At 60.6% G+C, this 25,200-nt stretch carries 21 protein-coding genes and 1 pseudogene; 11 read left to right on the top strand and 11 right to left on the bottom strand.

The genetic code is table 11. From position 1 onward, the window contains the following. Positions 1 to 190 precede the first annotated feature (190 nt). The 3 genes from FXN63_RS24475 (at position 191) to FXN63_RS24465 (ending at position 2,073) form a co-directional block, all read left to right on the top strand. Entirely contained in the window at positions 191 to 712 is a 522-nt protein-coding gene (locus FXN63_RS24475; RefSeq protein ID WP_148818118.1) for a CinA family protein, read from the top strand. Beyond that, positions 693 to 1,616 carry an ammonia-dependent NAD(+) synthetase gene (gene nadE, locus FXN63_RS24470; RefSeq protein ID WP_148818117.1) on the top strand — a complete coding sequence of 308 codons (924 nt, stop codon included), beginning with the start codon at positions 693 to 695 and terminating at the stop codon, positions 1,614 to 1,616. The genes FXN63_RS24475 and nadE overlap by 20 nt, the downstream gene beginning before the upstream one ends. A 172-nt stretch (positions 1,617 to 1,788) precedes the next feature. After that, positions 1,789 to 2,073, top strand: a complete 285-nt coding sequence (locus tag FXN63_RS24465) for a KGG domain-containing protein (protein WP_148818116.1) — start codon at positions 1,789 to 1,791, stop codon at positions 2,071 to 2,073. A gap of 106 nt (positions 2,074 to 2,179) precedes the next feature. On the opposite strand, the gene FXN63_RS24460 is transcribed toward FXN63_RS24465, so the two are convergent. The 9 genes from FXN63_RS24460 to FXN63_RS24420 all read right to left on the bottom strand — a co-directional run bounded on the left by FXN63_RS24460 (position 2,180) and on the right by FXN63_RS24420 (position 15,336). Beyond that, positions 2,180 to 6,301 carry a CheR family methyltransferase gene (locus tag FXN63_RS24460; RefSeq protein ID WP_148818115.1) on the bottom strand — a complete coding sequence of 1,374 codons (4,122 nt, stop codon included), beginning with the start codon at positions 6,299 to 6,301 and terminating at the stop codon, positions 2,180 to 2,182. A 163-nt stretch (positions 6,302 to 6,464) separates the two neighbouring features. Beyond that, entirely contained in the window at positions 6,465 to 7,703 is a 1,239-nt protein-coding gene (locus FXN63_RS24455; RefSeq protein WP_148818114.1) for an acyltransferase family protein, read from the bottom strand. Next, positions 7,700 to 8,638 (bottom strand): helix-turn-helix transcriptional regulator, encoded by a 939-nt coding sequence (locus tag FXN63_RS24450; protein ID WP_148818113.1) that lies wholly within the window; start codon positions 8,636 to 8,638, stop codon positions 7,700 to 7,702. The genes FXN63_RS24455 and FXN63_RS24450 overlap by 4 nt, the downstream gene beginning before the upstream one ends. Before the next feature lie 195 nt (positions 8,639 to 8,833). Then, entirely contained in the window at positions 8,834 to 9,361 is a 528-nt protein-coding gene (locus FXN63_RS24445) for a DUF421 domain-containing protein (protein ID WP_148818112.1), read from the bottom strand. Positions 9,362 to 9,498: 137 nt separating this feature from the next. Next, entirely contained in the window at positions 9,499 to 10,860 is a 1,362-nt protein-coding gene (locus FXN63_RS24440) for an MATE family efflux transporter (protein ID WP_148818111.1), read from the bottom strand. A gap of 71 nt (positions 10,861 to 10,931) precedes the next feature. Next, entirely contained in the window at positions 10,932 to 11,936 is a 1,005-nt protein-coding gene (locus FXN63_RS24435; RefSeq protein WP_148818110.1) for a TRAP transporter substrate-binding protein, read from the bottom strand. 405 nt (positions 11,937 to 12,341) lie between these two features. Then, a complete protein-coding gene (locus FXN63_RS24430; protein WP_148818109.1) occupies positions 12,342 to 13,361 on the bottom strand; it encodes a TRAP transporter substrate-binding protein in 1,020 nt (339 codons plus the stop codon). A 428-nt stretch (positions 13,362 to 13,789) separates the two neighbouring features. Then, positions 13,790 to 14,584: a phytanoyl-CoA dioxygenase family protein gene (locus FXN63_RS24425; RefSeq protein WP_148818108.1), complete on the bottom strand. Its 795-nt coding sequence runs from the start codon at positions 14,582 to 14,584 to the stop codon at positions 13,790 to 13,792. A 62-nt stretch (positions 14,585 to 14,646) separates the two neighbouring features. Beyond that, positions 14,647 to 15,336, bottom strand: a complete 690-nt coding sequence (locus FXN63_RS24420; protein ID WP_246164963.1) for a GntR family transcriptional regulator — start codon at positions 15,334 to 15,336, stop codon at positions 14,647 to 14,649. A gap of 311 nt (positions 15,337 to 15,647) precedes the next feature. Here FXN63_RS24420 and FXN63_RS24415 point away from each other — a divergent pair, with 311 nt between their 5' ends. Then, positions 15,648 to 16,124 carry a hemerythrin domain-containing protein gene (locus FXN63_RS24415; RefSeq protein WP_148818106.1) on the top strand — a complete coding sequence of 159 codons (477 nt, stop codon included), beginning with the start codon at positions 15,648 to 15,650 and terminating at the stop codon, positions 16,122 to 16,124. 169 nt (positions 16,125 to 16,293) lie between these two features. Here the strand turns inward: FXN63_RS24415 and FXN63_RS24410 are convergent, their stop codons facing one another. Next, entirely contained in the window at positions 16,294 to 17,163 is an 870-nt protein-coding gene (locus FXN63_RS24410) for a class II aldolase/adducin family protein (protein ID WP_148818105.1), read from the bottom strand. Positions 17,164 to 17,378: 215 nt separating this feature from the next. On the opposite strand from FXN63_RS24410, the gene FXN63_RS24405 reads away from it, so the two are divergent. Together FXN63_RS24405 and FXN63_RS24400 are read left to right on the top strand one after the other, a co-directional pair. Then, on the top strand, positions 17,379 to 18,272 hold the full coding sequence (locus FXN63_RS24405) for a LysR substrate-binding domain-containing protein (RefSeq protein WP_148818104.1): 894 nt from the start codon (positions 17,379 to 17,381) through the stop codon (positions 18,270 to 18,272). 136 nt (positions 18,273 to 18,408) lie between these two features. After that, positions 18,409 to 19,275 (top strand): annotated as a pseudogene (locus FXN63_RS24400) (manganese catalase family protein); the annotation flags it as partial. Between the two features lie 220 nt (positions 19,276 to 19,495). Here FXN63_RS24400 and FXN63_RS24395 read toward each other — a convergent pair. Next, complete coding sequence (locus tag FXN63_RS24395; RefSeq protein WP_148818102.1) at positions 19,496 to 20,440, bottom strand: LysR substrate-binding domain-containing protein; 945 nt, start codon at positions 20,438 to 20,440, stop codon at positions 19,496 to 19,498. 177 nt (positions 20,441 to 20,617) lie between these two features. Between FXN63_RS24395 and FXN63_RS24390 the strand changes: the two genes are divergently transcribed. The 5 genes from FXN63_RS24390 to FXN63_RS24370 are packed head-to-tail and all read left to right on the top strand — an operon-like array spanning position 20,618 to position 25,148. Continuing rightward, positions 20,618 to 21,178 carry a carboxymuconolactone decarboxylase family protein gene (locus FXN63_RS24390; RefSeq protein ID WP_148818101.1) on the top strand — a complete coding sequence of 187 codons (561 nt, stop codon included), beginning with the start codon at positions 20,618 to 20,620 and terminating at the stop codon, positions 21,176 to 21,178. 26 nt (positions 21,179 to 21,204) lie between these two features. Next, entirely contained in the window at positions 21,205 to 22,236 is a 1,032-nt protein-coding gene (locus tag FXN63_RS24385) for an extracellular solute-binding protein (RefSeq protein WP_148818100.1), read from the top strand. A gap of 5 nt (positions 22,237 to 22,241) precedes the next feature. Then, positions 22,242 to 23,327 (top strand): ABC transporter ATP-binding protein, encoded by a 1,086-nt coding sequence (locus tag FXN63_RS24380; protein WP_246165293.1) that lies wholly within the window; start codon positions 22,242 to 22,244, stop codon positions 23,325 to 23,327. After that, the gene (locus FXN63_RS24375) at positions 23,320 to 24,336 is read left to right on the top strand and encodes an ABC transporter permease (protein WP_187395018.1); all 1,017 of its coding nucleotides are present in this window, start codon (positions 23,320 to 23,322) and stop codon (positions 24,334 to 24,336) included. Before FXN63_RS24380 ends, FXN63_RS24375 begins: the two co-directional genes overlap by 8 nt. Next, positions 24,333 to 25,148, top strand: coding sequence for an ABC transporter permease (locus tag FXN63_RS24370; RefSeq protein ID WP_148818097.1), 816 nt, complete (start codon positions 24,333 to 24,335; stop codon positions 25,146 to 25,148). The genes FXN63_RS24375 and FXN63_RS24370 overlap by 4 nt, the downstream gene beginning before the upstream one ends. Positions 25,149 to 25,200: the final 52 nt, after the last annotated feature.

Raw genomic sequence — 25,200 nt, 5'->3', positions numbered from 1 at the left:
GGCTGGAACGGGGGCAGGGCGGCGCAAGGTGGTGGACGAACGGTATCGACACAAGTCAACCGTAGGCAAGATATTTCGCAGACATTTCGTGCGCAGACATGTCGCAAGACCCATTCTGGTTATGCGATGGTGCACTTCCCAGGCGCATGCTTTGCTGACATTGTGGCGTCGTCCCAACGCCGAGCTCACCATGGACAAGATCGAAGCCGTCGTCGAATTCATGAAAGCCAGGGAACTGGTGCTGACGACCGCCGAGTCGTGTACCGGCGGCCTGATTTCCTCGCTGCTGGTCGATATGCCGGGGGCGGGCAGCGTATTGGCATGCGCGTTTGTCGTGTATTCACCGCAGGCCAAGCAACACATGCTTGGCGTAAGCCCAGAGACCTTGGCGAATTTCAATCTGACCAGCGAACCGGTTGCCACGGAAATGGCGCTCGGTGCCCTGACACGTTGCGAAGCCAACTTGGCCGTATCGAATACGGGCGTGGCCGATTGTACGGACGACGATATTCCGGCCGGCACCCAGTGCTTCGCCTGGGCGTTCCAGGCAGGCGAGGGTGTAGCCCCCACCGTATTTGCCGAGACCAGACGTTTCAGTGGGGACAGAAACACCATTCGTGATGCCGCCGCGCGTTATGCGTTGGCACGCATTCCCCACTATCACCGCAAATTTTCAGAAGAGGCATGCCCGAATGAACAATCCGCTGATTGATCCCGCCCGTATTCCGGTTCCGCCTGCATCGTCGGATCCGCTTGCCGTGCAGCGGCAGATTGCCCGTGAGCTGGATGTCGATCCCGTCTTCGATGCCGAGCAGCAGATTGCACGACGCATCGCATTCCTCGCGCAGTATCTGATGGGGGCGGGCAGACAGTGTTATGTGCTGGGCATCAGTGGTGGTGTGGATTCGTTGGTGGCGGGCCTGCTGGCGCAGGCGGCCGTGCGCCGGGTGCGCAGCCAGGGCGGCAATGCGCGTTTCATTGCCATGCGCCTGCCCTATGGCAAGCAGGCCGACGAGGCCGATGCGCAGCTTTCCCTGGAGACCATCGACGCCGATGAAGTGTTGACGGTGGATATTCAGCCCGCTGCGGATGCCATGCGCGCCGCATTGGTGCAGACCAACTTCAGGGACGCAGCCCACGAAGATTTCGTGCTCGGCAACATCAAGGCGCGTCAGCGCATGATTGCGCAGTACGCAGTGGCGGGCGCTTACGACGGGCTGGTCATCGGCACCGATCAGGCAGCCGAAGCCTTGATGGGCTTTTTCACCAAGCATGGCGATGGCGCAGCCGATGTCGTGCCGCTGAACGGCCTGCCCAAACGACACGTGCAGGCAATGGCCAAGGCGCTGGGCGCACCCATGTCGCTGGCCTACAAAGTGCCGACCGCCGACCTGGAAACCTTGCGCCCGCAATTGCCGGATGAGACTGCATTTGGTGTCACCTATGCAGAAATCGACGATTTCCTGGAAGGAAAGCCAGTAAGCGCTGCCGCGTTCGAGATTGTTTTACGTACCTACCATGCCAGTGCACACAAGCGCGGACTGGCTGCCAAGCCGCCTGTGCATGAGCACTCGCTATCTGGCAAGCCGGCACGTTCTTTGCCACCCCACGGATGAGCGTACTCACCGCGCCCACACTGGTCCGTTACGGTATGTCAATAATCAGGTCTACCGTTGGTCGTCCGTTTAGCCTTGTGTAAGGATGACAAGGCTCAGAATCGATAGTGGGTGCACACATTAGTACCTTGTACCGCCAACCAATCCGGGTTGGCACCCTCGGAGAGCAGACATGGCAACTACCACTCGTTCCGGGCGCGGTTTCGCGTCCATGGATCCTCAACGACAGCGTGAAATCTCGGCACAAGGCGGACGTGCTGCGCATCGCTCCGGCAATGCGCACGAGTTCGATTCGCGCGAAGCAGCCTTGGCGGGTGCCAAGAGCCGCAGTCGTCGTCAGCAGCAGCAACAGGCGGCAATCCCGGCAGATGCCGAGAACCAGACCGCAACAAAGCCGCAGCAACAAGGCAATGATGTTCAGCAGGCTGACACCAAGAACCCCAGCCGTGAACATTAAGGCAACGCTGGTCCGAGCCGGTGAACAGGGGTGACCTGCCACCGATACGGACAAGTTTCCCCCCGGTAAAAGATGGCGCGCAGAACGCCGCCGGGGGATCGGTTTTTCAGCGCCTGATTGCCTGCCTGGCAGCGTCGATCAAGGTATCGAACGCAATCGGTTTGCTCAGATGCAGGGTGAACCCCGCTTCCAGCGCCTGATCGATATCGGATTTGCTGCCATAACCGGTCAAGGCAATGGCAGGTGTCTTGAAGCGCGGATCGCGCCTGCGCAATTCCTGCAGCATCTGATGACCGCTCATGCCACTCATGCCGATGTCCGACAGGATCAGGTCATACGTTTCGCGGGTTGCCTGTTCCAGCCCGGCTTCACCGCTTGCCGCTGTCGTCACCAACGCGCCTTCAGTTTCCAGCAGGAACTGGGTCGCATCCAGAATGTCCTGGGAATCGTCCACCAGCAGGATGCGCAAGCCTTCCAGCTGACCGCCGCTGTTCGGTACGCCCGCCTGCGCGTCGGGTTCTGAAGACGCAAGCGGCAGCCACACGCTGAAGCGCGAGCCGCGGCCGGGGCCGTCGGAGCTTGCCTCGATACGGCCGCTGTGTGCATCGACCAGATGTTTTACCAGTGCCAGTCCAATACCCAGGCCATGGGTACCCATCGATGCATGACGTGCCTCGGCTTGGCTGAACATCTCGAAGACCCGATCCAGGAAGCTGGGTTCGATGCCCTCGCCGGTATCGACCACGTCCAGTCGTGCCATGTCTCCCTCGGCGGTGACTGTGACGGTAACCACGCCCTCGGCAGGCGTGAATTTGATGGCATTGTTCAGCAGATTCCAAACGATCTGCTCGACACGAATGGTGTCGGCGTCGATGTAGATGGCATCTGACTGATCCGTCGGTCCGCGCAGCTCAACCCCCTTGCCCAATGCAACCGGCATCACCACGTCGAGAATGCTCTTGATGGTGGCGCGCAGATCGATGCTGTTGCGCGTCAGTGCCAGCTTGCCAGTACGTACCCGTGACAGGTCGAGCAAGTCGTCGATGATGCGTGCCTGGCTGCGCACTGAGTGTTGAATGGCCTCGGTGGCCTTGCGTGCAACCGGCACGCGTTGCACGGCGGGCAGGCGTACCAGCAGATCGGCATTGAGCTGGATCAGGTTAAGCGGATGCTTGAGTTCGTGCGACATCACCGCAAAGAACTCGTCCTTTTGCTGGCTGGTTGCCTGGCTGAGTTCAAGTTGATGCTGCTGCTCGGCTTCGTCGAGTTTTTCACGCGTGATGTCGCGCGCAATTTTCGCGTAACCACGCAAGTCAGTATCTTGAATCGGGTTCACGCCGCCACTGCAATAGATCAGGCGGCCGTCCTTGCGGCGATGCCAGCGCACATCGGCGGCATAACCGGCTTCGCGGGCCAGGCTCAGTTCCTTTTCGGGCTCACCGGCTGCGATGTCGGCTTCTGTGAAGATCAGTGCCGAGGGTTGTCCGATCGCTTCACGTTCACTGAAGCCGAAGATGATTTCGGCACCGCTGTTCCAGGATGTGATGAGGCCTTCCTGGTCGAGCGTGATGATCGCGTAATCCTTGGTGCTGCGCGCCAGCAAGCGCAGGTGTGCTTCGCCCGTGCGCAGGCGCTGCTCAGCGCTACGACGTGCCGTCACATCGATGAACGTCAGCACAGCCCCTTCGATGCGATCTTCGGCGGTGCGGTACGGCAGAATGCGCGCCATGTACCAGCGTCCGTCGTTGCCCGCCACCTCGCGTTCCATGGTGCGCAAAGACTCGAATGCCTGCGAGGCATCGTCAGCCAGATCGCTGTAGTTCAGGCGATGCGTGATGTCCAGCAACGAACGGCCGGCATCGTTGGCAATGATGCTGAAAATGTCGGCCGCGCGCGGCGTGAACCATTTGATGCGCATGGCTCGATCGACGAACACCGTGGCAATGTCGGTGGACGTGATCAGGTTCTGCAAGTCGTCGTTGATCTTGCTGGTTTCCTCGACCTTCACCTTCAGTTCAAAGTTGACCGTGATCAGCTCTTCGTTGATCGACTGCAGTTCTTCCTTGCTGGTTTCAAGCTCCTCGGTGGCCGATCGCAATTCTTCGTTGATGGCCTGCAGTTCCTCGTTCGACGCCTTCAGCTCTTCGGTCGAGGTTTCCGACTGCTCGATGGTCAGCTGCAGTTGTTCCTTGGTGCGCTGCAACTCGGCTTCCAGCTGCGACAACACGCTGTCGCGGCCCGTGTCTCCTGGCTGTTTGTTGTCGCCGCTCATGACATCTTCGACCTCGTCGAACAACACGAGCATGAAGTCGGATTCGGCTTCCGCGTCGCGGAAAGGGCGCACGACCATGGTCACGTAGAACAACCGGTCGTCGCGCTTGATCTGCACACGCCTGGCCTCGACGCTCTTGCCCGAATGAATGCCCTGGAAAAGTGCAGTACGCAGTTCCAGACGAAGCTCGGGATACACCAGAGAAGGCAGATTGTGCGACGGTTCGCCGCCCACATAACGCAGGAAGCGGCCAGCGCGATCGGACATGTGCACGATGTTCGAATCGTGATCGACGATTACGCTGGGCGGCGCATATTGTTCAAGCACGCGCTGGTGCACGTCGGCAAACGACACTTTCTTGTGGCGTCGTGTGTGGCTGTGTGTAGGCTGTGCCAAGTGTCCTCGGAAGCTCGCCGATGCAAGCATGGGGGCTTGTCGCACCGACCCTGGCACTTCACGCGCGCGGTAAATGCGATTTTTTTTGTCGACGACGCTGAAAAGATTGCTGCAGATATCCGCCGACTCGGAACTGCCCAGGAAGAGGAAACCACCCGGGTTCAGCGCGAAATGGAACATGCGCAGCACTTCTGCCTGCACTTCACGGTCCAGATAGATCAGCAGATTGCGGCAAGTGATCAGGTTCAGGCGCGAAAACGGCGGGTCGCGCATGACGTTGTGCAACGCGAACAGCACCTTCTCGCGCACTTCTTTCTTGATGCGGAAATGGTTCGGTTCCTTGGTGAAGAACTCACGCAGGCGAGCCGCAGGCACGTCGGCAACAATAGCTTCCGGGTAGCTGCCGGAACGACCCACCGCCAGCGCGTGTTCGTCGATGTCGGTGGCAAACACCTGGATCTTCACCGGCGCAGGATCTTGTTCGGCCTGCTCGCATAACAACATGGCGGTCGAGTAGGCTTCCTCGCCGGTGGAACACCCCACTGACCATACCCTTACCTCCACCTCGTCTTCCGGGCGGGCACGCTGGAACAGCTGCGAGATGACCTCGCGCTCCAGCGACTCATACGCTTCACGGTCGCGGAAGAAATTGGTCACGCCGATCAGCATATCGCTCAGCAACGCGGGCGTTTCCTCGACATGGTCGTGCAGATAATGGCGATACGACACCATGTCGGGCAAGGCGTTGACCTGCATGCGCCGTTCGATCCGACGCAGCACGGTTGCGCGTTTGTAATGCCTGAAATCGTGGCCGGTGCGTGCATGCAGCACAGACAGAATGTCGCGCAAGGCCACTTCGGCGGCCTTCGCATCGGGTGCCTGCTGGGCAGTGGTCGTCACGCTGTCGGTCGGCTGCGCCAGACGACGCCTGGCGGTCGCATTGCTCCATATTTCGACCAGCTTTGCGGGCAGGTCGGCCACGGGCAGCACGATGTCGACCATGCCGGTAGTAATGGCACTGCGCGGCATGCCCTCGTGTTCGGCATCTTCCGGTTGCTGCGCAAAGGTGACCCCCCCTTGCTCCTTGATGCGAGACAAGCCCACTGAACCATCGGCACCGGTACCGGACAGAATCACGGCAGCGGCATGGGTCCCGTGCACATCGGCCAGGGTGCGCATGAATAGGTCGATGGCCACATGGGCCCCACGTTCACGCGTGGGTGTCTTCAGCCGCAGATACCCGTCATTCATGGTCAGGTCCAGGGCGGGCGGGATGACGTAGATGTGGTTCTTCTCGACGGGGACTGGCTCGATCACCTGCATGACCGGCATCGCGGTCACCTGCTGCAGGATTCGGTCTACGCTGCTTTCATGCTTGGGCGACAAATGCATGATGACGACAAAGGCCATGCCACAGTCGGCCGGCATGTGTTCGAAGAAGCTGCGCAGCGCCGTCAGGCCGCCCGCCGACGCCCCGATGCCAACCACGGGGAATTTAAGCTTGCTCTTGTACAGGCCCGGGGTATTGTCGGGCACGGAGGCTTCATCAGACTGGTTCACTGCGGATTCCTTGTGGCGCGCAAAAACGCGCCAATCGCCATTGCCCTGGAAGTGTCGTATCCGTTCAGTGGAAACGCCGGCCATGCGTCTGAGTCGTAACGGACGCAGGCACTGCCGATGATAGCTCAGCGTCCGCAGTGATCGAGTAGGGGGTAGCGCTCGGTTACGGAACCTTGGCAGTGGGTGTGCTGAACCGCGCCGCCAGCGCAATCGCCGGTCGGTCGATGAACCGTTCGAATCCCAGCGCCAGCAGGAAGGTGATGACGGTACCTGCAAACAGCGAGATCGACCCTGCCCAGAGATACCCAATGCCTTGGTCAGCAAGCGCAAGCAAGATACGCGAGCCGATCAAGGCCATGACCGCAAAATGCAGCAGGTAGATGCTGAAGGACAGCTGCCCCAGCCACGTAAGCGGTGGCACCGACAGGTATTGCCGCACCCGCGTCGAGCTGATCACACCGATGAAGATGAGGACCGCACCGATCTGCGATTGCAGCATCGTGGCGCTTTGCGCACGCAGCACAGACAGCTTGTCCATCAGCCCCAGCAGGGCATTCATGACGGACAGGGCGGGCATGGTGGCAAGCAGGACACCGGCCATGATCAGGGGCACGGTCAACAAGCTGGGTGATGCGGTTTTCACGCGCAGCCGTTGCCGCCAGAACAGGTGCAGCAAAAAGCCTACGACGAACAGCGTGTAGGCACTGCTGCCGGTCAACACCAGCACCAAGGCCAGCACAACACCGAATCCACGCGAGCCCAGGCGACGGTACGCAGTGGCCAATGCCAGAACCAGCATCGACCCCCAGAACTCCACATGCAAGGTCCACAGCGGGGGCACGGCTGCGCTGCCGATTGAAGACAGCCACGGTTCTTTCGCCAGGATGCCATCGAACAGCGACACGTCCTGGTAGCCCAGCAAGATGCTGTCAAGCAGGCTGTCGCGTGCAACGGCTGCAAGTTGCAGCGGCGTGTTCATGTACCGCGTCGTCCAGTCCGACTTCACGAGTTCGACCAGCCCGGCGCGGTCCATCGGTAGCCAATGCAGCAAGGCCACCGCAAATCCGATGGCGGCCAGCGCCGGCAGCAGCAGGCGCAGAAAACGTTTGAGAATTTGCGCCGGAACCGGGGCGTCGCTGCGCAGAAACGACGCAGCCAGCACGGTGCCGCTGATCAGGAAAAACAGCTGTACCGCCACATGGCCATTGATCAGGAAGAACAAGGGTGTGGCGGCGATCCAGTTTTCCGCATCGACATGACGCACATCGTCGACGCGCGCAGCGTAGGGCAAGACCATTGCACAGTAGTGCAGCAGCAATACCTGCATTGCGGCCAGGCCGCGCATGCCTTCGAGAAATGCCAGCCGCGTGGCGGCTGGCGTCGAGGCAGGCGACAGACTCACTCTGCGTAGGGCGTGTCCACCAGGGTGGCGGCCAGAGACAGCAACTCGCTCTGGCGCGAGGTGTCGGTCTTGCGGAAGATGGCTTGCAGGTGCGTGCGCACCGTGGGCATCTGCACGTTCAGGTGACGCGCGGCATCGGCCAGCGAATCACCACCGACCAGGCGGCGCAGCAGCCGGGTTTCGGCAGGCGTCAGATCGAACAGTTCCGCAAACAGGCGACCCGCACGATTGTCGTAAGACGCGGTGCTGCGCACAACCAGCATGGCCATTGGGGTGGCAGACGCGACGCCAGCGGCATCGGCCAAGGTGCCGGTCTCGGTTTGCACCGGGCTCAGCACCAGGTATTGCGCAGGCCGGTTTTCCGTGGCGCGCAATTGCATGGCTGCGCCTTGCGGCGCCATGCCCTGACCGCAGGCCGCACGCAGGCACTGACGGAAACGAATGCCGTCAGCGTCTTGCACACGACGCGAACCAACGATGGACGACGAGCTGTGCACCCACGCCTGTCCTGCCACGTTGCTGAGCAGCACCTGGCCGTTCGGATCGAGCAGCAGTGCTGGCATGTCGAAGCTGTCGAGCATGCATGCAGCCTGGTGATGACGGGCCTGGAGCGAGCGCACATGGTGCCGCAGTCGCAGCGCGGTGCGGAAGTAGGGCAGCAGGCCCTGGGCGCGCGCCACGTCTGCCGGCTGGAAGGCGAAGCTATCGGGACTGCGATGCAGCGACAGGTACATCACGTCGCCGTCGTCGGTCTCGATAGGCAGGCACAGATCGTTGGCACCGGCACCGTGAGGCGAGTCTTCGGTGACTACCGCGCTTTCGGCATCCATCAGTTCAGCGACACTGCCAAGCGCTTCGTTCCAGCGCTGGGGGTGGACGATACCTTCATTGAGCTGCGTGGACAGACGCAGCAAATATTCATGTGCGACGGGCATGCGTTTGCATCCTGGTGAGCGTACTCACGAAATCGGCGAGGGCCGCAAAGCAACCGGGCACAGGTACCACATTGGGGTAACAGATGACTGGCATGGGAGGGATACGTTCGGTTTTCTTCAGTGGGCGGAATCGCCCGGTTCGCGGCTTGTAGTGACCTAGGGCCGGAATTTTGATTCGTTAATTGAGAATGTCCTTCATTCCGGCTTCGATCGCAAGTCGTTCCTTTGAATTAAGTCATTTGATTGACTAATTATGCTGATCTCGCCGTTGGATTCCATGTAGGCCCGTTTCACCTGGTCAACGCGTTCCAGTCCGGCCAGGCGGATCGACTCCATCAGTTCCTCGACCGTAATGTACTCGCGACGCATGCCTTTGCGCTGTAACACGCCGTCTTTCACCAGACAAACCTTGCTGGGTTCCAGCAGGTTTCGCATGAATGGGAAGAAGTAACCGAGGCGGTCGACCGCCACACTCCAGAAGATCAGCGTGGCAACCACCATCATGCCGTCCATGACCGATGCCGACTGCCCAGCCATCGCGTTGCCGGCGGCATCGCCGATCAACACCAGCACCAGCAGGTCGGCGACGCCCAGCGAGCCGGCATCGCGTCGGCCCGCCAGCCGCAGCAGAATGAAAATGAACCAGTAGGTGATGGTGCCGCGCACCATCATTTCGAATGGCGAAATGTTGAAGACGAAGATCTCGTGCCAGTCGATGCCCATGTCACACGCTCCAAGGTCGCCGTGATTGACGGCGACCAGAGCATGGGCCGTGCCCGAAATCAGAGGGTGGGATCAGGCGTTGGGACCTGTTGCCAAAATTCGGTGCCGACATCCGGTGCCAGCATCTGGCCCAACATTCAAGCCCTCGACAGGCGCGACAGCTTGACCCAGCGTCGCGTGAGCAGGCCCGCCACGATCGTCAGGCCGGTTGCCATGCCCAGCCATACACCCACGCCGCCAAGTCCCACGACAAAGGCCAGGAAGGCACCGAAGGGTACGCCCAGCACCCAGTAGCCCACGGCGGCCAGCAGCATTGGCACACGGGTGTCGTGCAGGCCGCGCAGCATGCCGGCGCTGACGGCCTGCGCACCGTCGGCAATCTGGAACAGCGCGGCGCAGGCCAGCAACTTCACTGCCAGTGCCACCACCGCAAGATTGACGGGATCGTTGATGTCCAGGAAGGCGCTGATCAGCACACTAGGGATGCTCAGCATGGCGAGTGCGCTGGCCGCCATGAAACCCACGCCAAGCATCCAGGCAGCCCAACCTGCGCGTCGTGCGGCCACGGCATCGGTGCCGGCCCGCGCCACTCGAACGGTGGCCACCTGGCCAAGGCCCAGTGGCACCATGAAGCACAGCGAGATCAGTTGCATGGCAATCGCATGCGCCGCCAAGGCATGGGAACCGATCCACCCCATCATCACAACGGCGGCGTAGAAGATCAGGGCTTCCAGCACCAGGGTGACGCCAATCGGCAGACCCAGCTTGAAGATGCCGGCGAGGCGCGCGCGATCCGTCGCAAACAGATTGCCGAACAGGTGGAAGCGTCGGAACCGGTGTTGGCGTGTCACCACCACAACCAGTCCAAGGAACATCAGTGTGCTCGACGCCGTGCTGGCAATGCCGGCACCTGCCAGGCCCAGCGCCGGGAAACCTGCGTGCCCGAAGATCAGCACCCATGCCGCCACGGCGTTGAACACGATTGCAATAGCGGCCACCAGCAATGCCCAACGTGGCTGTTCCATTGCCGACAAGAAGGAGCGCAGCACCAGGTAACCCAGGTGGGGCAGCAAGGCCCATTGCAGCGTGTGCATCAACTCGAAGGCCTGCGCGGCCAGTTCGGGGCGCTGACCCAGCGCGATCAGCACCACGTCGGCATGCCACATCAGCAGCCACATCGGCAGACAGATCAATACGGCAGCCCACAGGCCCTGCGTGACCGTGCGGCGCACGTCTCGCATCGCGTGGCGACGTTTGCCCAGCGCCGTGGCGATCAGCGGAATGGTGGCCGAGATCAACCCCAGACAGAAGATCGCCAACACGTGGTACATGCCGGTGGCCAAGGTGGCTGCGGCGAGTGCATCGGCACTCAGGCGCGCCAGCAACAAGACGTCGGTGGTGGTGAGCGCAAGCTGCGCCAGATTGGTCAGGATCAGCGGCCAGCCAAGGGCCAGGGACGCGCGAAACTCGGGGAGCCAGCGGGAAAGACGTGGGGACATGACAAGACGCGCAAAGGGGAGCGCATTGTAATGGCCCCGGCTTGCGGGGCGTTTGCGCCGCGCCCCGCGCGTCAGACCAGCGTGCCCACTTCCTTCTCCAGCGCCGCCCAGGCCTCTTCGCCAAATTTCCTTTTCCAGTCCACGTAGAAGCCCGTTTTGCGCAGCGTTTCTCGAAACGGCGTGGTGTCTGGTGTGCTGAAGGTAAGCCCTTGCGTTGTCAGCTGCGCTTGCAAGGTGGAGGCGAGCTGTTCGTTGTCGGCACGTTGCGCCAACGCAGACTCGGCCAGGTTCCGGTCCACGATCTTGCGGGTGGCCTCGGGGATGGATTCCCAGGCTTTCCTGTTCGACAGGAACCAGTAGCCGTCCCACACGTGGCTGGTCAGTGCGCAGTATTTCTGCACTTCGTACAGCTTGGCGGTGGAGATCAATGCCAGTGGATTTTCCTGGGCATCGATCACGCGGTTCTGCAGCGCGTTGTACAGCTCGTTGAAATTGATCGGGGCAGTGGCTGCACCCAGTGACTTGAACAGGGATTGAAGCAGTGGGCTGACTGGCACGCGCACGCGCCGGCCCGTCAGGTCGGCGGGACTGCTGACTGGCTGCCAGGACGTCATGTGTCGAAAGCCGTTGTCCCAGACCTTGTCCTGCACCAATAGATTGGTCTTGCGGATATGTGCGCGGATCTGATCGCCCACACCGCCATCCATCGCCTTCCATACGGTGGGATAGTCCTTGAACGCAAACCCGATGCTGTTGAGCGAGGCCATGGGCACCAGGTTGGCCAGCACCACCCCCGGCATGATCACGGTTTCAAGGGTGCCAGCGCGTACCTGGCCAAGCATGTCGGTGTCCGAGCCAAGCTGGTTGGTCGGGAACAGACTGAGCACCACCTGGCCATCGGTCTGTTTCTTGATGCGGTCGGCTGCTTCGACCATCCGCAGATAGACCGGATGCGTGACCGGCACATTCATCGCACATTTGTAGGTGAACTGGCCGCTTTGGGCGCGGGCGGTATGGGCTGCGCCCAGCATGGCGAGGGCGGACGTCTGCAGCAAGGCACGACGGGAAATGGGCATGCGTATCTCCGGAAGAGTCGAATTTCTGATTCGGCCGGATGCATGCCTGGTGCTGCCTGGAGGCAAGTGCGCACCGACCAGATCGCAAAATTGGCGACACAAGGCGCGCGTGGAGCGTGCCGGAGTCTGGCGACGTAAGGTGAACGAAAAGACGAACAAGAATCCAGCAAATAAGCTGGCAAGAAACACACAAAAAACGAACTAAAAAACACAGACCAAAGAACGAACCAACAACCAACGTGCCGAAGGACCGTCGGGCGTTTCGCCGTCCGGTCCTTCGCAGAGCTTAAGCTGACTTGCTCAAGTCTTTAATGCTGGTTTACACGTGGATAAAAGCACGAACGAAGAAATTGCGCATCGTTTTTTTCACCCCGTCTTGCCCAGCGCCACGTCTTACCCAAGGCCTCACGCAAGTTTGCCGACCGCCGCCTCCAGATGTCCCCAGGCTTCGTCGCCGAACTTTTTCTGCCACTCGCTGTAGTAGCCGCTCTTGCGCAGCGCGTCGCGGAAGGGGGCGGTGTCTGGCGTGCTGAAGGTCAGCCCCTTGGCACCGAGTTCCTGCTTCAAGGTCTCGTTGAGTTTTTCGCTGTCGGCCCGCTGGGCGACAGCCGATTCCGCCAGGTTGCTTTCGACAATGGTGCGCCAGGGGGCGGGCAAGGCTTCCCAGGACTTCTTGTTCGACATGAACCAGTAGCCATCCCACACGTGGCTGGTCATCGCACAGAACTTCTGCACTTCGTAGAGCTTGCCGGTGGAGATGATGGTCAGCGGATTTTCCTGCGCATCGATCACGTGCGTCTGCAGCGCGCTGTACAGCTCGTTGAAGTTGATCGGCGCCGGCGCGGCACCCAGCGCTTTGAACATCGACAGCAGTACCGGGCTGACCGGAACACGGACTTTTTTCCCGACCAGGTCAGCCGGCGAATTGACGGGTTGCCAACCAGTGAGGTGACGGAAACCGTTGTCCCAGATCTTTTCCTGCACCACCAGATTGGTCTTCGAGATCTGGCTGCGGATGTGATTGCCAAGGCCGCCGTCCATGGCCTTCCACACGGCCGGGTAGTCCTTGAACGCAAAGCCGACGCTGTTGAGCGAGGCCAGCGGCACCAGGTTGGCCAGCACCACCCCCGGCATGATCACGGTTTCCAGCGCGCCTGCACGCACCTGGCCCAGCACGTCCGTGTCTGAGCCGAGCTGACTGCTGGGGAAGAGGTTGATGATGACCTTGCCATCGGTCTGGGTCTTGATGCGCTCCACCGCTTCGGCCAGACGAATGTAGATGGTGTGCGTCATCGGGGTGTTCATCGCGCACTTGTAGGTGAACTTTCTGTCTTGCGCGATGGCAAAGCCGGCGCGGCCGGTAAGCAGGGTAGCTGCTGAAGCGGTCAACGAGGCCTTCAGCAAGGCGCGTCGTGTCATGGACATGCTGGTCTCCTGGCGTGCTTGGAATAGTTATGGGTCGTACTGCGTGGGGGGCGTGCAGCCAGGCACGTAGCGACGAATGTGGCTATGAGCGTGGCGGTCAGGAACTTGCAATCAGGAACGTGCGGTCAGGAACGTGCAAAATCGCGCGGGCCGCCGATACGTGAGTCGGCGTGCCGCAAGGGCAATGTGCGAACGTCTAGCCGGCCAGTGCGACGTGGGCGCGTCGCATCAGGCCGCGTCGGCAGCGGGGTGTGCTGCCGGATGAAACGTCGGGCCGGGGTTGCCGGCACCAGGCGTGCAGGGCAAAGGCGGGCGCGGTGCCCGGCCTTTTATTGCAGACAAGTACTGCGGACAAGCATTGCAGAAAAGCGCTGCAGACAAGCTAAGGCCAAATTGGCCGGCCGGCAACAGGCAGATTCCGGGCGAATTCAGGCCGTGGCGTGTTGCTGTGCAAGTTCGGCCAGCGCACCTTCGGGCGCACGTTCAACCGGCGTGAAGTCGCGGTGTGCGATGAACTCCGGGCGGGTCGGCTTGGTGATCGCGTTCGATACGGCTGACAAGGTCAGGTAGACGATCTTGCGCGGGAAGGGTGTGATGTTGCCGGCCGAACCGTGCACCAGGTTTGCATGGAACATCAGCACGCCACCAGCCTTGCCGGTGGGGGCCACGATGCCGTTCTGTTCCACCAGTTTTGCCACCGTGTCGTTGTCCAGCGTCCAGAGCGGGTAGGCGGTGGTCTGCGTGTCGTGCGACGAGGGCAGGGCACCTGTCTTGTGGCTGCGCGGCACCAGCATCAGCGGGCCGTTGATGGGCATCACGTCGTCCAGGAACACGGCGATGTTCATCGCGCGCGCCTCGGGCATGCCGTCGTCTTTCTGCCAGGTGGGGAAGTCCTGGTGCCATTGCCAGACGTCGCCGGTGAAGGCAGCCTTGGCATTGATCTTGAACTGGTGGATGTAGAGCTGTTCACCGAACAGCTGCTCAAGCGGATCGATCAGCCGTGCGTCGGAAGCAGCCAGACGGCAGGCTTCGTTGTAGGTGTGGCAAGCGAATGCGGTGCGTGGCACGCCGCTTTTTTCACGCCAGATTTCCTCGCGTTGCTGCGAAAAGATATCGGCGGATGCCTGGCGCAAGGCGGCGACTTCTTCCTTCGGGAAACAGTCGGGCAGGAAGATATAGCCAAGTTCGTCGAAGTCTTTGAGCTGTTGCGGGGTGAGTTTCATGCCTGTCTCCGTATTCGTTGACGATCTATGAGAAATGCGCGGCCCACCGCGTCAACTGCATCTCAGGCCGCGAGAGAAATTCTTTTGGTCAGACGTGCAAACAGATCGGCACCGGCACGCTGCAAATGCTCGTGCATCAATCTGTTGGCGGTCTTTGCGTCACCGGCCAGCACGGTGGCGGTGATGCGAACGTGCTCGTCCCAGGCGCGCTGCGGCACGCCGGGTTCATCCAGCACACCGACCATGGCGCGAGTCAGGTGCGGCCATTGGTCCTTCAGCATTTCGCCAATGACCGGGTTGGCCGAGAAGCGATACATCGCCACATGGAAACTCGCGTCGGCCTGCACCAGGCCGGCAAGGTCGGTGGCCTGCAAGGCCAGTGCACGACCGCTTTCCAGCGCATCGGACAAGGTCTTGCGTTCGTCGGCAGTAGCCAGACCGTTGGCAGCGCGTTCGGCTGCCAGCGTGGCGGCCAGCGCTTCGAGTGACTGACGTGCCTGGTACAGCTGCAAGACGTGGTGCGGATCGATGGGGCTGACTTCCAGGCCTTGCCTGCCGGTATCGCGTACCAGCCCCTGTTTTTTCAGCATCTGCAAGGCATGGCTGACCGGCTGACGTGACACGCCCAGGCTGGTCGACAAGGCGCTCTGCCGAATGCGTGATCCGGGGGCAAGTACCCCGTGGGCAATGGCGTTGAGCAGGTGTTCGTAGACCTGATCGATGTACAGCGGGTTGGATTTGATATCGTTCATTTTCGAATTCTGCATTCGGAATTCCATTTTGCGAAGTTTGGATGTCGTGGGATCCCCTGTCAAAGAAGTTTTGCTAAGGGGTTTCCCAGGATGAGTTGATTTGTCGGGGGCTTGGCTTGCAACGGCCTATGTACCGATTGCCGTGGTGCCAGGGCGGTAGTCCGTCATTGCCCGCATTGTCGAAGATAGGCACGGCTCGTGCTTGGCTGCCAGTCATGTGGGTGTGCGGCTCACCCTGCTCAACCCTTGATCGCGCGGCCGGGTTGCCGCCGCCATCGTCAGTTCAATATTCAGCTCAACAGGAATTCATCATGAACAAAGCCACGATCCCCGCTGCCCAGAAAACTTGCCTCAGCCTGCTGCTGGACGATCACCGTAAAGTGAAAAAGCTGTTCCGCGAGTTCGAATCCGTCAAGGACGACACACGCAAGGAAGCCATCGTGCGTGAGGCCTGTATGGAGCTCACCGTGCATACGCAGATCGAGGAAGAATTGCTTTACCCGGCTTTGCAGGAAGCCAACCACGAGGCATTTGGCGACATGGTTGACGAAGCGGTGGTCGAACACGCTGGTGCCAAGAACCTGATCGCCGAGCTGGAAAGCATGAAGCCGGGCGATGACTTGTACGACGCCAAGTTCACGGTCCTGGCTGAGTACATCGAGCACCACGTGAAGGAAGAAGAGGAAGACTTGTTCCCGAAGGTGATCCGCAAAAAGATTGACCTGCAAGAGGTCGGTGCCATGATGGTTGAACGCAAGGAAGCGCTGATGAGCGAGGCCATGGCCTGATAGCTGATGCCCGGTTTGTTGGCGTGTAGCCGATAGCCCTTGCTGGAACAAAAACGCCCCGAGTGTCAGGACCGTTGTCCGACGCTCGGGGCGATTGTCGTGGGTGCCGGTAGTCGGTACGCGCCGCCAGATCAAATGGCAGAACCAGGACTATGTACGGCTCTCATAGTCAGTCGAACATATCCGGCTGCGTAGCCACCAGTTGGTCATAGATCGGCTGGAAATGCAGCCAGCCGATGAACTCGTTGCCGACGTTTTCACGGCTGTAGCGAGCGCGCTCGGGCGGCACCAGTTGCGGGGTAATGCCACTCGCCTCGATCAGCAACTGCACCTGGCAGCAGCGCTCCAACGCAATGAACCAGAACGCGGCTTCATCGATGCTGTGGCGGCTGGCCGTCAACAGCCCGTGGTTCTGGTGAATGGCCGCGCGGTTCTTGCCAAAGGCGCTTGCCACCGAATGACCTGCCTTGGTTTCGACCGCCACTGCACCCGCTTCGGCGGTGATGACCACGTGGTCTTCAAAGAACACGGCCGCGTCTTGCGACACTGGCGGCAAAGGCCTGCCGGTAGATGCCCACGCAGTACCGTAGACCGTGTGCGCATGGCACATGGCGACGATATCCGGGTGCTCTTCGTGTACAGCCGCATGCAATACAAAACCTGCACGGTTGATGGCGTATTTGCCTTCGACGACCCGGCCATCGTGATCGGCCAGGATCAGGTTGGACAGCTTCACCTGTGAGAAATGGACTGCCATGGGGTTGGTCCAGTACAGATGTGGATGCTCTGGATCGCGCACGGTCAGGTGGCCGGCGAAGCCGTAATCCAGGCCATGCTGGGCAAACGCACGACAGGCCGCCACCAGATGTTTTTGCCGATACAGGCGTTCTTCTGCATGCGTGGCAAAGCTGGGGATGTCGGGAAAGATCAACCCTGCCTGTTCCGGCTGATAGATGGACACACGCGGCTTGCCGTCGGGCGTGGCCGTTTCCAGCAAAGGGTTTGGCTGCGTGGCGGGGCGGTCAAGGGTGTCGAGCATGGTGATCTCCGGGGACTGTTTTTATGCAGTCATCATCGGAGCCGTGCACTGCGTTGACAAGCGACGAGTCTTCACAATAGAGTGAATTGAATTCATCTGAGACGCGGGGCTGGCTCACGTCCGCAGCGTGTTTGTCGATGCGGATCGATGTATGTGGTTGGCCGTGTTCGGCCTTGTCTGTTCGTTGATGCCGCCTGTCTCGCCGGAATTCCAGCATGCGCAAACTCCCCAGCTTTTTCGCTCTGCGTGCATTCGAGGCAGCAGCCCGACTGGAGAGTTTTGCATTGGCCGCAGACGAATTGCACCTGACGCCGTCGGCGATCAGCCATCAGATTCGTGGCCTGGAAGACTACTTCGGCTTGCCGCTGTTTTTGCGCCGCAACCGTGGCGTGGCGCTGACCGCAGATGGCATGCGCCTGGCTGGGCAACTGTTCGATGCCTTCGATGCCATCGAAAGCGCCTGTGCCGATCTGCGGCCCGTCAGCAGTGCCCGCACGCTTGCCGTGCACAGTTCGCCCAGCTTCGCCACGCAGTGGCTGGGTCCGCGCTTGCCACGTTTCATGGCAAGCCACCCCGACATTGATCTGTCGATGTCTTCAGCGGCTGAACCGATCGATTTGCTGCGTCATCCTGAGGTCGACATTTCCATTGCCTATGGCAACCCCTTGCGCAGCCAAGGCGTGACCACCGAAGCCTTGGGCCAGGAAGAAATCGCCCCCTTGTGTGCGCCTGCATGGCAGAACCAGGTGCCCGACATGGCGATGCTTGCACAATCGGTGTTGATCGACTCGCGGCTGAACCCGGTGCGCTGGCGCGACTGGCTTGCGTTGAACGGGGCCGAGCGGCCATCACGGCGCAGCCGGCCGTCGTTCGACCGCGCATCACTGGCCATTGCAGCCGCCGTCGATGGCTTGGGGGTGGCCTTGGAAAGTACCCGTCTTGCCGAGCAGGAATTGCAACGCGGCACCCTGGTTATCCCATGCGCCGGAACTTACACACCCGTGCTGCGCGAAACGCATTTTCTGTCTTATCGAACGGTCGATCGACGCCTGCCCAATGTCATGCAATTTCGGGCTTGGTTATTCGCAGAAGCCGGTATCACGCCATAGTCTGCAACGGGTTTGAAGCGATGGGTTTCCGCCTGCGTCTGATACTGGGAAAACGCTACTTATAAGTACGCTTGAGCGGGAACATGGCTTGCGAATTTGCTGGCACTTCAACACGCAAATCGCATTCGAGGAATCCATGTTTGCTCACAATAAACGCCTGCAATATACCGTTCGTGTTTCTGGCACGAATCCCGGTTTGGCCAACCTGATGCTGGAGCAATTCGGCGGCCCGCAAGGGGAGTTGGCCGCAGCCTGTCGTTACTTCACGCAAGGCCTGGCCGAAGACGATCCGGGCCGCAAGGACTTGCTGCTCGACATTGCCACTGAAGAACTCAGCCACCTGGAAGTCATTGGCAGCATGGTGGTCATGCTGAACAAAGGTGCAAAGGGTGAACTGTCGGAAATCGTCGATGAAGAAGCCGAGATGTACCGCAAGATTCACGGTGCCGGCAATTCATCTCATGTGACCCAGATTCTGTATGGCGGCGGCCCGGCGCTGACCAATTCGGGCGGTCAGTTATGGAACGCCGGCTACATCGATTCGATCGGTGATCCGACGGCTGACCTGCGTTCCAATATTGCCGCCGAAGCGCGTGCCAAGATCGTCTATGAACGACTGATCAATGTGACCGACGACCCGGGTGTGAAAGACACCTTGAAGTTTCTGATGTCGCGCGAAATCGCGCATTTGCAGTCCTTCGAAAAGGCGCTGCATTCGATTCAGCCCAACTTCCCGCCGGGCAAGGCTCCAGGTGATCCACGCTTCAACACCATGTACTTCAATATGTCCCAAGGTGATGGCGATCTGCGTGGACCGTGGAACACCGATACGCACTTCAATTATGTCGGTGAACCTGAGTCCGTGATCCCGGTCGATGGGGATGACGGCCTGGCTCACGATGCGCTTGATGCAGACGAAACCGTGGTGGTCACGGCGATGGTGGAACGCCTGAGTTCCGACATGGAAACCGACCCGGTCACAGGTGCCGACATGGGCTCGGGCGATGCGGGCAGTGCGTCTGCTGCGGCAAGCGGCGCAACGCCGCCGGCAGCCACGCCGGGCAAGCGCAGCGCTGCGGCGAAATCCAGCGCCAAGGCTGGCAAGGCGCTGGCTAACTCGTTTACGGAAGGCGTGGATCTGACGGGTGTGCCGCTGCCCACAGGTAGCACGACCGCCGGTGCGCCGAAGAAGGTGCCTCAGCGCAAGAAGTAAGCGCTGTCGTTCAATCGACGCTTCGCAAACCCGGCGCAATCTCGCGGAAGTCTTTCATCAGTTTGGCCGACAAGGCATCGGCCAAACGCCGCGCTGCTGCCGGGCGGCGGGGCGAAGGCGGCAAGATGACTTCCAGGTGATAGGGCACAGCGGGTCTGAAGGGGCGCACCATCAGGCTGCCAGCCAGCGAGAATGCAGTCAGTGGGTCGATGATGCCCACGCCCATGCCTGCCTGCACCATGGAACACACGGTTGCCGACATGGTGGTGTGCACGCGTCGCTGAAGCTGCACGCCATCGGCCGCCAGCACCCGGTCGATCTGGATCTGCAAGGCTGCGCTGCGCGCCAATGCCACATAGGACTCGCCAACCAGATCGCCAGGGGTGATCCATTCCTTATTGCCCAGGCGATGGCCGGTGGGCAACACACACACGGCTTCCAGCGGTGGTAGATGGATCAGGCCGACGCCTTCCTGTGTGCTGTTGACCACGGCAATCGCCACGTCGACCTGACCAGCTGCCGCACGCGCAATCATTTCCAGCGAGGTGCCGGTTTCCAGCACGATGCCCACAGGCGCGATCTCGGACGCGAGCGATGCCAGCAATTCGGGCACGTAATGCAAAGCCAGCGCAGGCGTGACGCCAATGCGTAACTCGCCATCCAGGCGCGCAGCGATGTCATCGGCGCGTTCCCGGATTGCCGTCAGCCCGACATAGTGCTTGTGCACCACGTCAACCAATTCAATGGCTTCAAGGGTGGCCGAAATGACCGGGCCCTTGCGTTCGAACAGGGCAAAGCCGAGCGCGGCTTCCATATCGTGGATCAGCCGGCTGATTGCCGGTTGCGACACATGCATCAGCTCGGCTGCTTCAGTCATGCTGCGTGTGACCATGACCGTCTGGAACGCTTCTACCTGCCTTGCGCTGAGCACGCGTCCGCCAAGCTCATCAGCCATGAAATCTGCGCTCCATGCGAGGGTAAACCTCAATAAGTAACTGAATGTAAATCGATCATAACATCGAAGCCGCTATTTTTCGTGGCACGTAATGCTAGATTAATCTCGTTTTCAGAAGGTGGTGCTATGGAAGAATGGGCTACCCCCCAATTTTTTTAGCTGCCCCTGGAGAACCGCTTGTCACGCATTTTGGACGTTCTGCCAGAACACATGACCCCGGACATGAAGGAAACGCTCGCCGCTCAGAAGACTCAGTTCATGTCTTTGACGTGGCAGCTTGTGATGGCGCACTTGCCCGCACAACTGAAAGCAATGGGAACCCTGATGGGAACCTTTGCCACCGACAGCATTGTGCCGAAGCGTCTGATCGAAATTGCCGTGGTGGCAGTGTCCCATTTAAACGACTGTCGGCACTGCAGTGGCCGCCATAGTGTGCGTCTGGTGCAACTCGGCTTGTCGCCCGACACCGTCTCCTGTCTGTTGGATGTCGATGTGCCGGACCTGTCGGATCAGGAACGTCTGGTGCGCGACTATGCGGTCGCGGTCAGCGAGTATTCGGCCAATATCGACGATGCCATGATCGATCGTTTGCGCGTGCATTTTTCCGAGGCGCAAATCGTTGAACTCACGCTGCGTATTGCACTGGCGGGTTTCTTCAATCGATTCAATAATGCACTCGGCATTTCGCTGGATGACGACCATATCGTCGCCGGCAAGAAACTTGGCCTGACGCTCTGATCCCCTCCGACCCTGGAATACTGTCCATGTTCAAGAAAACTCTGCTGTTGGCATCGATGTTTGTGGGTGTTTATGCAGGTGCCACCAATGCGCAGGCATTGGTGTTCGCCGGTCCTGGCGGTGCTTGGCAAAAACTGATGGAGGCCGAGGTGATTGCACCTTTCCGTCAGCAGTGTGCGTGTGAAGTGCAGTATCTGGCGTCGACGTCCAATGAATCCTTGGCGCGCATTGTTGCCACCAAGGCCAATCCTGAAATCGACGTGATGTATTCGGGCGATCTGCAGCAGGTTGAAGGGTCTCTGCTGGGTTTGTTTGAACCGCTGGACGCCAGCAAAGTGCCGAATCTGGCATCGATCTACCCGAATCTGCGTGCCCCGGTGGGTACCAGCGCCTATACCGGCCTGATTGGCGGTGGCCTGATCTACAACAAGAAATTGTTCGCGGATAAGGGCATGACGCCACCGACCTCGGTGAAGGATCTGCTCAAGCCCGAGTTCAAGAACCGGGTGGTGGTCGAGGGCGCATCCAGCAACTATGGCATGGGCATGCTGGTGCTGATGGCCAAGGCCGGTGGCGGTGGTGCAGACAACATCGAACCCGGCTTCGAGCTGGCAAAACAGCTGCGCGAAAACGTGGTGGTGTTCGCACGCAACCCGGCCGACACCACACGTGCCTTGCAGCAGGAAACCGCATGGCTGGGCTGGTGGGGGGATTCGCGCGCCTATACCTTGGCCGATACCGGCTTCCCGGTGGGTTACGTGAACGCGGTCGAAGGCATTCCGCCGATCATCATGGGTGCCTCGGTGGTCAAAGGCTCGAAGGTCACGCCCAACGCGTACAAGTTGGTTGATTACCTGCTGACGCCGGGTGTGCAGGCCAAGATGGCCGAAATTCTCAGTCTCGGCCCCACTGTGCAGGGCATCACTCTGGCACCCAAGGTGTCGGAACGGGTGATCGACGGCCCCGAGGTGGCACAGGTGATGACCATCGACTGGTCGAAGGTGGCGGACAAGAAGGACGCGTGGATCGAGCGTTGGAATCGCGAAATCCAGCGTTGAGTTTCGTGCACGCACAGGCCCGCGCGGCGGCGGGTGCACCTGCCGCCGTTGAGGTCGAAGACCTGGTCAAACGCTTCGATGCGCAGCTGGCGGTGGATCGGGTGTCGCTGTCGGTGGCCCCTGGCGAGATTGTCTGTTTGCTGGGGCCTTCCGGTTGCGGCAAGACCACTACGCTGAATCTGGTTGCCGGGTTTCTGCGCCCGGATGGCGGGCAGGTTCGCCTGGCCGGGCGGGTGGTCGACGATCTGCCACCGCATCGTCGCCAGATCGGCATGGTGTTCCAAAGTTATGCCCTGTTCCCGCATCTGTCAGTGCTGGATAACGCGGCCTTTGGACTGACCGTGCGCGGTATGCCGCGTCGTCAGGCGCGCGCCAAGGCGCTCGACACCTTGGCGCTGGTACAGCTTGCGGACTATGCGCAGCGCATGCCGCAGCAGTTGTCTGGTGGTCAGCAGCAGCGTGTGTCAATTGCGCGGGCCTTGGCGTATCAGCCTGAATTGCTGTTGCTGGATGAGCCCTTCAGCAGTCTGGACGCGCGCCTGCGTATCAGCTTGCGTGATGAGTTGAAGCAGATTCAGCGACGTCTTGGCATTTCTGCGCTGTTCGTCACCCACGATCAGGAAGAGGCCATGCAATTGGCCGACCGGGTGGTGGTCATGCAGGCCGGGCGTGTGGCGCAGCAGGGCACGCCCCATGAGGTTTATTTCCGACCTAATTCGCGCTTCGTGGCCGAATTTCTGGGCGAGGCCAATTTCCTGCCGGTCACTTCCGAAGGAGACCATCAGGTGGTGGGGAGTGCAGGGTCGTGGCGTGTGTCTTCGACGGTGGGGACAGCACCCGGCACGCTGATGTTGCGGCCCGAACGCATTGCGCTGTGCGGCAGTGCAAGTGAAGCAGGTACGCGCAATCAGGTTTCCGGGCGGGTGATAGGCACGCACTTTCGGGGTGCCAGCCAGGGCATTGACGTGCAAGTGGGTGATGCGGTCTGGCGGGTGACGCAGGCTGGATTCAATGTGATGCAGGTGGTGGCAGGACAAGACGTCGTGCTGGCGTGGTTGCCCGAAGATGGACGCTGGCTGGCCGATGCGTAAACCGGCGACGGGTGTCGATGCGAAGGAAGAGGACGGCCACGTTGCTGCCGGTTACGTGGGGGGCCACCACGCGGGTGCTCATCATGCAGGTGCTCATCATGCAGGCACCCATCACGTCGATACCCATCACGCCGGCATGATCGATCCCGCCTTCACCAGCAAAGCCCGCCGCGTGTGGCCGCCGACCATGCTCTTGCCTGCTGTTGTGGTCATGCTGGCCTTGCTGGCCGGGCCGCTGATTCTGATCGCATTGACCAGCGTGTCCACAGGCCCGGCGGGCGAGCTGGGGCGCGGCTGGACGTTCGCGCATTTCGGCCGCTTCCTGAGCGATCCGTATTACCGATCCGTGATGCTGACAACGCTGCGCATCGGCGCGCTGGTCACCGGATGTTCCTTGCTGCTTGCCTACCCGTTTGCGTGGTGGACCTTGCGTCAGCGCGGTTGGTTGCGCGCGGCCTTGCTGTTCGCCGCGCTGGCACCGCTGATGGTGACGGTATCGATCCGCACGCTGGGGTGGATCGTGCTGCTGGCCGATAACGGACCGATCAATGCGCTGATTGCGTTAAGCGGTGTCGTGACCGGCCCGGTGCGCATGATCTACACCGAATTTGCCGTGGTGCTTGGCCTGATCGAAGCGCTGTTGCCCTTCATGATTCTGGCCGTTTTCACGGCCTTGCAGGCGATTCCGCGCGATGTGCTGCGTGCGGCAGAAATCGCAGGTGCCACCCCGCGCCAGCGCTTTTTCAAGGTGACTCTTCCGCTGAGTCTGCCGGGTGTGGCAGCAGGGTCGGTACTGGTGTTCACGCTGGCCGCGAGTTCGTTCGTCACGCCACGCATCTTGGGTGGCGGTCGCACCACCACGGTTGCGAATCTGGTGGTCGATCAATTCCTGGTCAGTCTGAACTGGCCCTTTGGTGCAGCGATCGGTGTGCTGCTGTTCGCGGTGATCGGGGCCGTGATGGCCTTGGAGCGTGCCGTGTCGCGACGCCTGCCAGGAGGGGCATCGTGATCAGATCGGAAGGTTCTTCACCCAGTCACCCCTTGATCGTCATCGTCGCCATTGCCACCTTGGTCATTCTGCTGGCACCGCTGGCAGTGGTGGTCGCGATCAGTTTCACGTCGAACGCCATGCTGACTTTCCCACCGCAGGGGTTCTCCTTGCGCTGGTACGCAGCCCTGGCCGACAACCTGGAATTCGGCCGCGCCATCGTGACCAGTCTGCAGCTTGCTGCCGCCACTGCCGTCACCAGCATGTTGCTGGGCGCGAGTGCTGCGGTGGGCTTGCGCACGCACAAATTCCCCGGTCGGGGCGCGCTTGAATCCTTCCTGTTGTCGCCCTTGATGCTGCCGCAATTGGTGCTGGCGATTGCGCTGCTGATGTACTTCTCCCGCCTGGGATTGCGCGCGAGTTTTGTTGGCATGTGGCTGGGGCACGTGGTGGTCACCACGCCGTATGTCATTCGCATGGTGCTGGTCAGTCTGGCGCGTGTCGATCCGAACATTGAGCGTGCCGCGCGCATTGCCGGGGCCGGGCCGCTGCAGGTGTTTTTCCAGATCACACTGCGGCTGTTGATGCCGGGTGTGGCGGCGGGCACCTGCTTTGCCTTCATCATGTCTTTCGACAATCTGGTGGTGTCGCTGTTTCTGTCCGGGCCGAGGATGAAGACCTTGCCGGTCGAGATCTACGGCTACCTGGAATATGCCGACGATCCCTTGCTGGCAGCAGTGTCCAGTGTGGTGATCGTCGGCATTGTGGTCTTGCTGGTGGTGATGGAAAAGACGGTGGGATTTACACGGGCGATGGTGCAGCAGGGCGCGTGAATTTCTGCGTGAAGCTCAGGGACGGGAATTCAGCGGCGGTATTCAAAGACCA

The sequence above is a fragment of the Pigmentiphaga aceris genome (assembly GCF_008119665.1).
Taxonomy (GTDB): Bacteria; Pseudomonadota; Gammaproteobacteria; order Burkholderiales; family Burkholderiaceae_B; genus Pigmentiphaga; species Pigmentiphaga aceris.
The sequence above is the reverse complement of the archived record's forward strand: the minus strand, read 5'-3'. Positions and strand labels throughout refer to the sequence as shown.